The 12,273-nt window shown below is 38.7% G+C and carries 10 protein-coding genes; 7 read left to right on the top strand and 3 right to left on the bottom strand.

What is annotated here, in order from left to right:
• Positions 1-32: 32 nt before the first annotated feature.
• Entirely contained in the window at positions 33-1,256 is a 1,224-nt protein-coding gene (gene arcA, locus B6F02_RS06535; protein WP_080146559.1) for an arginine deiminase, read from the top strand.
• A 53-nt stretch (positions 1,257-1,309) separates the two neighbouring features.
• Here the strand turns inward: arcA and B6F02_RS06530 are convergent, their stop codons facing one another.
• On the bottom strand, positions 1,310-1,741 hold the full coding sequence (locus tag B6F02_RS06530) for a DUF2188 domain-containing protein (protein WP_080146558.1): 432 nt from the start codon (positions 1,739-1,741) through the stop codon (positions 1,310-1,312).
• A gap of 121 nt (positions 1,742-1,862) precedes the next feature.
• On the opposite strand from B6F02_RS06530, the gene B6F02_RS06525 reads away from it, so the two are divergent.
• From B6F02_RS06525 to trmL, 3 genes are all read left to right on the top strand, one after another.
• A complete protein-coding gene (locus B6F02_RS06525; protein ID WP_080146557.1) occupies positions 1,863-2,699 on the top strand; it encodes a methyltransferase domain-containing protein in 837 nt (278 codons plus the stop codon).
• A gap of 384 nt (positions 2,700-3,083) precedes the next feature.
• A complete protein-coding gene (queG, locus tag B6F02_RS06520; protein ID WP_179128536.1) occupies positions 3,084-4,244 on the top strand; it encodes a tRNA epoxyqueuosine(34) reductase QueG in 1,161 nt (386 codons plus the stop codon).
• A 40-nt stretch (positions 4,245-4,284) separates the two neighbouring features.
• Positions 4,285-4,794 carry a tRNA (uridine(34)/cytosine(34)/5-carboxymethylaminomethyluridine(34)-2'-O)-methyltransferase TrmL gene (trmL, locus tag B6F02_RS06515; protein ID WP_080146555.1) on the top strand — a complete coding sequence of 170 codons (510 nt, stop codon included), beginning with the start codon at positions 4,285-4,287 and terminating at the stop codon, positions 4,792-4,794.
• 47 nt (positions 4,795-4,841) lie between these two features.
• Here trmL and argS read toward each other — a convergent pair whose 3' ends face one another.
• Positions 4,842-6,536, bottom strand: a complete 1,695-nt coding sequence (gene argS / locus B6F02_RS06510) for an arginine--tRNA ligase (protein ID WP_080146554.1) — start codon at positions 6,534-6,536, stop codon at positions 4,842-4,844.
• Positions 6,537-6,816: 280 nt separating this feature from the next.
• Here argS and argR point away from each other — a divergent pair, with 280 nt between their 5' ends.
• Positions 6,817-7,281: an arginine repressor gene (gene argR / locus B6F02_RS06505; RefSeq protein ID WP_080146553.1), complete on the top strand. Its 465-nt coding sequence runs from the start codon at positions 6,817-6,819 to the stop codon at positions 7,279-7,281.
• Positions 7,282-8,044: 763 nt separating this feature from the next.
• Positions 8,045-9,121, top strand: a complete 1,077-nt coding sequence (locus B6F02_RS06500) for an SDR family oxidoreductase (RefSeq protein ID WP_080146552.1) — start codon at positions 8,045-8,047, stop codon at positions 9,119-9,121.
• A gap of 67 nt (positions 9,122-9,188) precedes the next feature.
• Here B6F02_RS06500 and zwf read toward each other — a convergent pair whose 3' ends face one another.
• Entirely contained in the window at positions 9,189-10,655 is a 1,467-nt protein-coding gene (zwf, locus tag B6F02_RS06495) for a glucose-6-phosphate dehydrogenase (RefSeq protein WP_080146551.1), read from the bottom strand.
• Positions 10,656-10,940: 285 nt separating this feature from the next.
• Between zwf and B6F02_RS06490 the strand changes: the two genes are divergently transcribed.
• Complete coding sequence (locus B6F02_RS06490) at positions 10,941-12,260, top strand: DEAD/DEAH box helicase (RefSeq protein WP_080146550.1); 1,320 nt, start codon at positions 10,941-10,943, stop codon at positions 12,258-12,260.
• The last annotated feature ends 13 nt before the right edge of the window (positions 12,261-12,273 follow it).

Genomic DNA, 12,273 nt, shown 5'->3' with positions numbered 1-12,273 from the left:
GTGAGTGAGCAACCTAGGAGGACAACTTAAGCATGAAATTTAACGTGACATCAGAAATACATTCATTAAAATCAGTTTTACTAAAAAGACCGGGTAAGGAAGTTGAGAACCTTACACCTGACACCATGCATGATCTATTATTCGACGATATTCCGTATCTGCCGATTATTCAACAAGAACATGATGCTTTTGCAGACGTTTTGAGAGAGAACGGATCTGAAGTATTATATTTAGAAAAGCTTGCTGCAGAAGCTATTGACCAGTCTAACCACAAAGAAGACATTGTAGGTCGATTTATTGCTGAGTCAGATATCCGTGACAAAGAACTAACGAAAGCTTTATCTGAATATTTGTTATCAATGAAGACGAGTGAAATGGTCGATAAAATTATGGCAGGTATTCGGAACGATGATCTTGACATTCAATCTTCCTCACTGGCATGGCTGGCAGATCACCAGAAGAAGACTTTATTTTTAATGCAGCCGATGCCAAACTTGTATTATACAAGAGATCCGGCTAATATTTTAGGCGGAGGAATTTCTATCAATAACATGACTTTCCAAGCACGCAAACGTGAATCTTTATTCATGGAAATCATTGTTGACCATCATCCGGATTTCAAAACTTCTGAATTGAATGTATGGCGTGACCGTACAGTTGATACGTCAATTGAGGGCGGAGATGTTTTAGTCTTGAGTGATGATGTTCTAGCAATCGGTGTTTCTCAGCGTACGAGCGGAAAAGCGATCGAAGAATTAGCCCAAACGCTCTTTTCTATGAATAGTACTTTTAAAAAAGTGATAGCGATTGAAATTCCGCATGTCCGGGCCATGATGCATCTGGATACGGTTTTTACCATGATCGATGTAGATAAGTTTACGATCCATCCAGGTATCCAAGGGCTAGATGGGAAAATGTCGATTTATGTTTTAGAGCCAGGTAAAGGACAAGCTGATGTTTCTGTAACTCATCATACTGATTTGTCTAAAGTTCTGAAACAAGCCTTGAATGTTCCGGAAATTGCTTTGATTCCATGCGGAGGCGGCGATCCGATTGCAGCACCGAGAGAACAATGGAATGATGGTTCGAATACACTGGCAATCCATCCAGGAGTCGTGGTTACTTATAACCGCAATTATGTTTCCAATGACTTAATGCGTTCATATGGCGTAAAAGTGCTGGAAATACCTTCTAGTGAATTATCTAGAGGGCGCGGCGGTCCAAGATGTATGAGCATGCCATTATTAAGAAGCTGATAGAAAAACCGTTCAACCAAGTTATCCTTGGCTGAACGGTTTTTTTATCAGCTTTAATCTTGTTTTTTACCCTCTTTTGTATAGCGTACTACATCGCTATCCTTGTTTTCGGCAATTTCTTTGGCTCTGTCTACAGCATCGCTTTTATGATCGTAAGTAGAATCTGGTCTCTTGGCCCCTGTGGTTTCAACTTTCCACTCATCGTCTTCATAATAAACTTGTACATCGTTATCTAACAAGTCTGCATTGCTGCTATCATCATGCTCATCATCTTTTTTGGGATTTTCTGAATGCTTATAAGAGTTGATTTCTTCTTCAGAAGCATCATCACGCCATTCTTTGGCTTGACTGATCGCGATGGGTATCGCTCGATCATCAGAATAACCACTATCTAACAATGCATTCCCAATATCGATCGCTTTCTTGCGAACGACTTGATCTAAATTTTTCATAGCAGCTGGGTAATCATTTGTATCCCAAGGCATAAAACTCATCCTTTCATATTTTCTAATTTCGTTATATCATGAATAAGGCAATGAAACTAGAAATAAGGCTTATAATCGCCACACCGATATACTTAAAAGAATGAATTGAAAGAGGAAGTTTATGAAAAAAATCGAGAAGTCCAGTTTATTTTTAAAAGAGCATTTATCATTATTTCAGTGTCCAATCTGTCAGAATCCATTTACAGAAGTCGGGCAGCAGCAGTTGATCTGTTCACATCAGCATAGTTTTAATTTATCTAAAAAAGGAACCGTACACTTTTTGATGAAGCCGCCGCATAATGAGTATGATACGGAAATGCTTCAATCAAGAAGAAAGATTGCTCAGGACCAGTTATGGCATCCCTTATTAAAAGCCGTTTTTGATATTATATCAAACAAAGAAGGAACGCTTTTAGACGTAGGTTGCGGTGAGGGATCTCATATACATCATTTATTTAAAATGGGGCTGAGAGGTACGCAGATCGGATTCGATATTTCTAAAGATGCTATCCAGCTTGCAGCAGCTGAATATACTGAGGCATTCTGGTGCGTGGCTGATTTAGCTCATTCGCCCTTCGCAGCACAAAAATACGATACGATTTTAAATATCCTTTCTCCATCTAATTATATGGAGTTCGATCGATTGATGAAAGAAGGGGGGCAGTTGATCAAAGCAGTTCCCGGAGAGCATTACTTGAAAGAAATCAGAGAACTCAGTGATCAACAGACAAAACCGTATTCTAATGAAGATGTCGTGAATAAGTTTTATGAACATTTTCCAGATGGAGAACGAATCAACGTTCAATATGAGCATGATTTAGATAAAGAGCTGATTCCTGATCTACTGGAAATGACGCCGCTTGGATGGAGACTGGGTAAAGAAGTTAAGCAGAAAGCCATTAACCAACCTTTTACAAAAATAACGGTAGATATGGTTTTATTGGTCGGTACAAAGTAGTTATAACCTTCGTTTTTAAGCAACAAGCGATTCCTAGTAATTGAGTTTGTAAAGTCGATTTACAAAAAGTTCACAATATTGTTAAGAATTACCTTTGTTTCGAGATTTATTTTGGCAGTAACCTTGCAATCAGTATAACCCAGTGTTATCATATGGAACATAAGCTGATTTGATTCATTGGTTTTTATCAGTCAACCCATCAGAAGCTGATAAAAACATGTGAAGTAGCAACAGCTTAATTAACGTATCGTTTCGCAGTGCTTGACACCGAGACGGTACGTTTTTTTTGAGCACTTTTATAAGCTGCATTTTATCAACTAGAAATTTCAAAAGAATCGCGTTAAAATAAAGTATCGTTACAAAAATCGGATTGGAGGAACCTTTATGTCTTCTGCACTGAAAGAGAAAATCAAACATAAAGCAAAAGAAATCGGTATTGATAAAATCGGCTTTACGCATGCTGAACCATTCTACGATCTTGAAGACAAACTGCACAAACAAAAAGAAAAAGGGTTTACCTCCGGTTTTGAGCATGATGTGATTGAAGAGCGGATCTATCCTGAAAAAATCTTTGATCAGCCGAAATCCATTATTGCCATCGCTGTAGCTTATCCTTCTAAAATGAGGTCTAAACCTCCTCGCGTAAAAGGAGAAAGAAGAGGGGAATTTGCAAGAGCATCTTGGGGGGTCGACTATCATGATGTGTTAAGAGACAGAATGGATCGTCTGATAGAGTATATAAAAGATGAGACAAGCGATGAGACGTCTTTTAAGCCAATGGTAGATACTGGCGAATTAGTAGATGTTGCAGTTGCTCAGCGTGCCGGATTAGGCTTTATTGGGCGTAATGGGCTGCTGATTAGGGAAGAATTCGGTTCATATGTTTATCTTGGAGAGATTATAACCAACATCGAGTTTGATTCGGATGAAGAAGTACCGTTTGGATGTGGAGAATGTACACGATGTGTAACGGCTTGTCCGACAGGCGCTCTCCTTGGAGATGGACGGATGAATGCTCAAAAGTGTTTATCTTACCAGACCCAGACAAAAGGGTATATGCCGAAAGAATATCGTCGGAAAATGGGGCATGTCATTTACGGATGTGATATCTGCCAAATTGTTTGTCCGTATAATAAAGGTGTCGACTCGCATTTTCATGAAGAAATGGAGCCTGAGCCTGAAAAAACCATGCCATTATTAAAACCGCTGCTGACCATTTCCAATCGCGAATTCAAAGACACTTACGGAGAGCTGGCAGGTTCTTGGCGAGGGAAAAAACCGCTGCAGCGTAATGCGATTATTGCCTTGGCAAATTATCGGGACCGAACGGCGATTCCTGACTTGCTTAAAGTAGTAGACACTGATCCAAGACCCATGATTAGAGGAACAGCAGCTTGGGCTATTTCTAAAATTCTCAAAAAAGAAGCCAATCCTGAAGTCGTAGGGTTTTTAGAAGAAGCATTGGAGAAAGAAACCGATCCGGAAACGATCCAAGAGTTTCAGGAAGCGATAGCTGATATGAAAGCTCGTTACGACGAAGCTTAAAGATAGACTTATAGATAATTTTTATACGAGGAGCAAACCGATGCCAAATCATATTGTTTTATTTGAACCGCTTATCCCAGCTAATACGGGAAATATATCTAGAACTTGTGCCGGAACCAATACACACTTGCATTTGATCAAGCCGTTAGGGTTTGAAACGGATGACAAACAACTGAAACGTGCTGGACTGGATTACTGGAATAAAGTAGAAATTACTTACCATGAGAATCTGGAGGACTTTATCGAGTATGCAAAAGAAGGAAAATTCTACCTGATTTCTAAGTTTGCAGATAAGGTCTATTCTGACGAGAACTTCACGAATACTGGAGAGGATCATTATTTTATTTTTGGAAAAGAAACTACTGGACTGCCTGAATCTTTCATGAAAGAGTATGAAGAGGACTGCTTGCGGATTCCAATGAATGATGAACATGTTCGTTCTCTGAACCTATCGAATACGGCTAATATTCTTATCTATGAAGCCTTGAGACAACAAGGCTTTCCAAATCTGGAACTGAGCCATCATTATGAAAATGATAAATTAAAGTAAGCAAAAAGACGATCTCCAATTAGAGGTCGTCTTTTTAATTAGAACTTTTACATTTGATCTGGAGTCTGTACACCTAGGAGAGTTAAGTCTTGTTTTAATAACTCAGTTACAGCATAAACCAGAGCTAATCGTGACTCTTTTTCAGGATGCTCATCCAGTACACGAATATTAGCATAAAACTTATTAAATGCTTGCGACAGATGGATAGCATGTTTAGCAATCACAGATGGTTCGTACTGATTATATGCTCTCAGTAACGTTTCAGGGAATTCTTGAACCAACTTGATCACTTCCCAGCTATAATCGTCTGTTAATGTATATTCTTCTGAAACATCAAATGAAGATTTTTCAGCTTTTTTCAGAATACTTAACGCACGAGCACGTGTGTATTGTACGTAAGGGCCTGTTTCGCCCTCGAATTGTACAACTTCTTCAATTGTAAAATCAAAGTTATTCAGACGGTCGTTTTTCAGATCATGGAAGACAACAGCACCCACGCCGACTTGCTCAGCGACAACTTCTTTATTTTCCAGTTCGGGATTCTTTTCTTCAATTTGTCTTAGAGCTTGGCTAGCCGCTTCGTTCAGTACTTCTTCCAGTAAAACAACTTTTCCTTTACGGGTTGATAGTTTTTTGCCATCTTTTGTAATCAAGCCGAAGGGAATATGATGGATATTTTCTGCCCATTCGTAATCCATTTCTGAAAGAACCGCTTTTAACTGTTTAAAATGATTTGATTGTTCTTGTCCAACTACATATAGTGCTTGAGAAAAATCATAAGTTTTTTGACGGTAGAGGGCAGCTGCCAAGTCTCTCGTCATATATAACGTTGCACCATCAGATTTTTTGATAAGAGCAGGATTTAAATCATACTTTTCAAGATCAACAATGTGCGCACCTTGATTCAGCGTAAGCAAGTTTTTGTCATCTAACAGACGAACAACGTCTTCCATTTTATCATTGTAAAACGCTTCGCCGTTATAGGAATCAAATTGAATATTCAAACGATCATATACTTTTTGGAACTCAGCCAATGATTCTTTTCTGAACCAGTTCCAAAGCGCCAATGCTTCTTCGTTGCCATCTTCCAGTTTTTTGAACCAGGCACGTCCGTCATCTTCCAGTTCAGGATGTTTTTCTGCTTCTTCATGGAAGGTTACATATAAACGCAGCAGTTCCTTGATCGGATTAGCTCGAACCTCTTCTTCAGAGCCCCATTTTTTATAAGCAGAGATCAGCTTTCCGAACTGAGTTCCCCAGTCGCCGAGATAATTGATTCGAACTGGATTAAAGCCCGTTTTTTCTAGGATATTTGCCAGCGCATTACCGATTACGGTCGAGCGCAGGTGACCCATAGACATTGGTTTAGCAATATTTGGAGAAGACATATCGATCGGAACGTTTTGTCCGTTTCCAAGATTTGAGGATCCGTACTGATCTTTTTCTTTTAATAACTCGTTTAAGACTAAACGGCTGACTTCCTCTTTTTTCAAAAAGAAATTCAGGTAAGGGCCCACTGTCTCTGACTTTTCAATGATTGGCGAAGAGACTTCTTCTTTGATTTCTGAGGCGATTTGAGCAGGATTTTTACGAAAGACCTTTGCTAACTGAAAAGCAGGAAAAGCCAGATCACCATGCTCTGCCATTTTAGGTTTTTCTAATAATTGTTTGATTTCATTTAATTCTAAATGATCTTTTAAGACGTCGTGCAGCGATTCTGCTACAAGTAATTTATAATCCAAAAAAATCCTCCTATTATAATATAGTTTTTCTCGTAATCCCGTATAAAACATTGAATCTTTATAATGAATGAGTAATAAAAAAGCATTTCACCGTTCTAATACGTTCCCACTTAAGCATTTGTATTATAGCAAAGCTTGATAAACCAAGCAACATTATTTGAAATGACGACATTCCTGGTAACGCTTTGATAGATAATGAATGAATTTCTATGCGAAATAGGGTATAGTTATGATAAGCAAATGAAAGGATTAATAACGTACAAATAGGAGCGGTATATAGATGAAAAAGTCGGAGAGACAAATGATGATCAAGCAGATGGTATTGAACGAAGAAATCAGCACTCAGGACGAACTACTCCATAAATTGAAAGATAAAGGCGTGGAGGCAACACAGGCCACGATTTCCAGGGATATTAAAGAACTGAACCTGGTAAAAACGCCGAGCTCAAATGGCGGAACGAAATATACGATTTATCAGAACAATCAACTGACCATTGAAGATAAACTGACTTCTACACTAAAAGAAGTCGTAACGAAACTGACAAGGGTACAGTTTATGAATGTCATTAAAACGATTCCCGGAAATGCACACGTCGTAGGGGCACTTCTCGATGATATTTCATTTCAGGAAGTCGTTGGAACCGTTGCTGGAAACGATACAATCATGATTATTTCTCACGATGAAGAAAGCGCGGAAAAAATGTATAATTACTTATTCAAGCGAATGAATACTCCTTTAACTTAATGATCTGTTAACGACGATGCGGCTGAGGAAAAGGTGTAGAACCAGTCAAATAAATAGATAAACCGAGCAGGCTTGTACTTTCATAGAAGTCTACTCGGTTTTATATATATCGCTTTTAGTCGAATCAGTGCATCGTTAATTAATTTTTATTACTTAGCGCTTCATTCAGCACTATATTTTTAGCTTTAGCACTTAACTTGTGAGGTTATCTATCAATTCAGTGTCTTAATTTCAGTTTAGAAAGTTAACGTGCTGAATGAGTACTTAATTCAGTGTCTTATTTCAACCTTTTTCATTTATCATGCCGAATCAGGTCGTTATTCAGTGACTTAAATTATGTTTAAGCAATTAACGTTTAGAATAATCACTTAATTCAGCGTCTTATTTCAACCTTTTACATTTATCATGCCGAATTCGGTCCCTATTCAGTGACTTATTTAACGATTAAACAATTAACGTGCAGAATACTCACTCAATTTAGCATCTTATTTCTACTTGCAACAAATATCATGTCGAATCAGGTCGTTATTCAGTGACTTAATTTAAGTTTAAACAATTAACGTGCAGAATATCCAATCGATTCAGCGCTTTATTTGATATGCTACTATTTAACTTTCAGAATCAGCACTCAATTCAGTGAAATCCTTATACTATCTTGCCTTTACAAGTTTATTATGAGCGTTATTCTTGCGATATGTGCTGTTCTTCCTAAAATAAGGAGTACGTACATGGAATTGAATCCCTTACAAAGGAGAAGATCAGTATGGAAAAAATGGAAAAAATGGAAAAAATGGAAAAACTGGATAGACAGAAGCCGGCAAGTATGAAGAAATTGAAACTGAAGAATTTAGAGGACCAAGTTATTGTTATTACGGGTGCTTCAAGCGGAATTGGACTTGCAACCGCTAGAATGGCAGCCGAAAAAGGGGCAAAAGTCGTCGCAGCAGCCAGAAATGAATCGGCTTTAAAAGAACTAGTAGAAGAGCTGAAGGCAAAAGGTCACGAAGCAGTATATGTTACAGCAGATGTTGGAAAAGAAGAAGATATTGATCGAATCGCAGAGACAGCAATTAGAGAATATGGCCGATTCGATACTTGGGCAAACATTGCCGGTGTATCGATTTTCGGAGAAGCAATGACTGTTTCGACTGAAGATATGAGAAAAATGTTTGAAACGGTTTATTGGAGTGTAGTTTATGGATCTAGGGCAGCGGTTAAACATTATAACGAGCGGAACGAACCTGGCGCTTTAATCAATGTAGGCAGCTTGCTTGGAGATAGAGGAACACCTATTCAATCCACTTATGCATCAGCGAAGTTTGCGGTCCATGGTTGGACAGAAAGCTTGAGAACAGAACTTGAAAAGAATCATATGCCTGTTTCTGTGACATTGATTCATCCTGGTCGTATTGATACACCTTACAACGAACATGCAGAAAGCTATATGGATAAAAAATCAGGTCATCGGTCTATGGTTTATCCTCCGAAAGTGGTTGCTGAAGCCATTTTATATTCAGCAGCACATCCAAAGAGAGATATGTATACAGGTGGGCAAGCGAAGCTTCTGAAGGTATTAGGGGACATATTCCCGAGACTGACGGACATTATTGAAGAATGGTACCTTTATCCAACTCAGCATTTGGGCAAATCAGCAGATCAAAAAGGGAAAAGCGCTTTGCACAGTCCTGGTGAAGGAATGAATACAACAGGGACGAATGAAGGCTGGCATAGAAAATCCAGCACTTATGTAAAAGCAACAAAGAATCCGGTAATGACTTCATTATTAATAGCTGGAGCTGGTATTGCGACACATTTGGTACTAAAAAAATTTGTAAAATAAGATAAAACAGCCCTAAGCTGCAACTGCTCTTTTAAGCAGTTCAAGCTTAGGGCTATTTAACTCTCTCTTATTTGTCAGGATTCCATATCCATTCGTTGCCATCTTTATTCAGCAGCTCGTCAGCTTCTTTAGGTCCGATAGTGCCGGCTGGGTAGAAAGCTGGTTCTGAAGAAGACTGATTCCAAGCTGTTCTGATCGCATCAACATATTTCCACGAAGCCGCAACTTCTTCCCAATGCGCGAAATGCGTTCGATCGCCACTCAAGCAATCAAGAATCAGTTTCTCATAAGCTTCAGGACTTTCTTGAATAGTACCTTCAGTTCTTAAATGGTCCAGCTGCATTTTTTCGATGTTCATACCAGGACCGATTTTCTTTTCATTTAATTCAAGAGTGATGCCTTCTCTTGGTCCCAGATACATTGTAACCACATTTGCAGCTGTATTTTCTGCTTGATAGAGCGGGTTGTCTGGTTTTTTAAAAACGATATTGATTTGAGCTTCTTTTTTCGTCAACTTTTTGCCTGTTCTAACGTAAACAGGAACACCAGACCAGCGATCGTTTTCTATGTCTAGTTTTCCAGCAACATATGTTTCTGTCTTAGAATCATCAGCGACTTTTTCTTCTTCCCGGTATCCGGCAACTTTTCCGTCTGCTGAACGTGTATACTGTCCGCGGACAAATGATTGCTCAGCTTCTTCAGGGGATAAGACTTTTAAAGCAGACATGACTTTCATCTTCTGTTTTCTGACTTCATCTGTGTTTAAAGAAGCGGGCGCATCCATCGTCAGCAAACTGACAATCTGCATAACATGATTTTGAATCATATCTCTAAGGGCACCGCTTTTATCATAGTACTCTGCGCGTTCTTCAACACCCAGTTCTTCACTGAGTGTGATCTGAATATTAGAAATAAACTGATTATTCCAGATTGACTCGATCATTGGATTAGCAAAACGGAAGGTTAATATATTTTGGACCATTTCTTTTCCTAGATAATGATCAATTCTGTAAAGCTGATCTGACTCGAATGCTTCCAGAATTTCATCGTTCAGCGCTTTAGAACTTTCATAATCCGTTCCAAACGGCTTCTCGATAATGACTCTGTTAAACCCGGAATCCGTAACTAATTTCTGACTTCTTAAATGTTTAGTGATCGTACCAAAGAAAGTAGGAGACATGGACAAGTAGAATATTCTATTCCCGCCGATGTCAAACTGATCGTCTAATGAGTCAGCCAAGTTTTTTAGAGTATCGTAGTGTTCTGTGTCCTTAACATTATGGGACTGATAGTGAAAGTGACGAGAAAACTGCTCAGCGTGTTCTTCTGATTCTGCAATTCCTTTGATCGAATCTTGAACAACTTCCTGGTAATGTTCATCTGACCATTCACGTCTAGCTGTGCCGATAACGGCGAAGTTTTCTTCTATATAGCCTTTTTTATATAATCGATAAATGGATGGGTATAACTTGCGCTTGGCAAGATCTCCTGTACCTCCAAAAATGATGAAAAGCGCTTTGTTAGCTTGAGACATATATTCCCTCTTTTCTATTTACACATATACTGTATAAAGATTGGTAATACCTATTTTACTTTTTGTTAGCCTTACAAGCAACTGAATTGTTATGCTGTTCATATAGAATTCAGTCAATCAGTCCTGTTTAATGCCCGCGAGAGGGGAGAAAATCTTTAAATTTAAAAGGTTTTATTGAATAATGTGTCTAACAGTCAACGGCAGATTAATGAGAAAGATAGCATAAATATAGAATGTAATGTCAACCTTTGGTACAATACAATGAGAAAAGAAAGAGGCGAGTACATGACACATCCATTTGAACAATACCATTTAAAATCTTATTTAATTAAAGCTATTACTGAAATCGGATTTAATGAACCGACAGAAATTCAGAAAAAAGTTATCCCTGAAGTAAAAAAAGGCAGAGACATTATTGGTCAATCTCAAACCGGTTCCGGTAAAACTCATGCTTTTCTGCTGCCGCTATTCAACCAAATTGATCCTTCTATGCAGCAAGTCCAATTGGTCGTAACGGCACCCAGCAGAGAACTGGCAGAACAATTATATCAAGCTGCCAGCCAATTAGCAGAACATTCACCAGAAGAGATACTCGTTCAGCAATTCATCGGCGGAACGGATAAGCAGAGACAGGTCGATAAACTGACACAGAAACAACCGCATGTTGCAATAGGGACTCCTGGCAGACTGCATGATCTGATCAATCAGAATGCTCTTTTGAGCCATACTGCTAAATATATGGTCGTTGATGAAGCAGATATGACTTTAGATATGGGATTCCTGGAAGAAGTTGATCAGATTGCTGCCAGATTGCCGAACGATGGTCAAATGCTGGTCTTTTCAGCAACGATTCCGCAGAAACTTCAACCGTTCTTGAAAAAATATATGAAAAGTCCGATTCAAATCAAAATTGAGAACCAGCAAGTCATTTCTGATACCGTTGAAAACTGGCTGATTTCTACTAAAGGGAAAAAGCGAGTTGATACAATTTATCAATTATTGACAATTGGACAACCTTATTTGGCATTAGTGTTCGCAAATACTAAAGATAAAGTTGATGAGATCGCTAGAGGTTTAAGAGATAAGGGATTAGATGTTGCTGTTGTACATGGCGGTATTTCTTCAAGAGAGCGAAGAAGAGTGATGCGTCAGATCCAGAACCTTGATTATCAGTACGTTGTCGCTTCTGACTTGGCTTCCAGAGGAATTGATATAAAAGGCGTTTCGCATGTTATTAACGCGGAGATTCCACATGACTTGGACTTTTTTGTTCACCGTGTCGGCCGAACGGGCAGAAACGGAATGGAAGGCATTGCCGTGACACTGTATTCTCCAGGAGAAGAGAAAGAAATTGAAACTATCGAGAAAATGGGCATTACTTTCCAGCCAAAAGAAATCAAATCGGATGAAGTCATAGATACTCATGATAGAAATCGAAGAGAACAGCGAAAGAGCCAGAATACAAAAGAATCGTTTGATGCTGAAATCCACGGAATGCGCAAAAAAGCGAAGAAAAATATCAAACCAGGCTATAAGCGTAAAATTGAACGCAGAAAAGATGAAAAGAAAAGACGAGCAAGAAAAGCTAATAAAAACAGCAAGTAATTTAAAAAGAGGC

Source organism: Marinilactibacillus piezotolerans (assembly GCF_900169305.1).
Taxonomy (GTDB): Bacteria; Bacillota; Bacilli; order Lactobacillales; family Carnobacteriaceae_A; genus Marinilactibacillus; species Marinilactibacillus piezotolerans_A.
The sequence above is the reverse complement of the archived record's forward strand: the minus strand, read 5'-3'. Positions and strand labels throughout refer to the sequence as shown.

Coding starts and splice junctions, on each gene's coding strand:
- arcA (WP_080146559.1), top strand. CDS start 33: ATGAAATTTAACGTGACATCAGAAATACATTCATTAAAATCAGTTTTA.
- B6F02_RS06530 (WP_080146558.1), bottom strand. CDS start 1,741: ATGCCTTGGGATACAAATGATTACCCAGCTGCTATGAAAAATTTAGAT.
- B6F02_RS06525 (WP_080146557.1), top strand. CDS start 1,863: ATGAAAAAAATCGAGAAGTCCAGTTTATTTTTAAAAGAGCATTTATCA.
- queG (WP_179128536.1), top strand. CDS start 3,084: ATGTCTTCTGCACTGAAAGAGAAAATCAAACATAAAGCAAAAGAAATC.
- trmL (WP_080146555.1), top strand. CDS start 4,285: ATGCCAAATCATATTGTTTTATTTGAACCGCTTATCCCAGCTAATACG.
- argR (WP_080146553.1), top strand. CDS start 6,817: ATGAAAAAGTCGGAGAGACAAATGATGATCAAGCAGATGGTATTGAAC.
- B6F02_RS06500 (WP_080146552.1), top strand. CDS start 8,045: ATGGAAAAAATGGAAAAAATGGAAAAAATGGAAAAACTGGATAGACAG.
- zwf (WP_080146551.1), bottom strand. CDS start 10,655: ATGTCTCAAGCTAACAAAGCGCTTTTCATCATTTTTGGAGGTACAGGA.
- B6F02_RS06490 (WP_080146550.1), top strand. CDS start 10,941: ATGACACATCCATTTGAACAATACCATTTAAAATCTTATTTAATTAAA.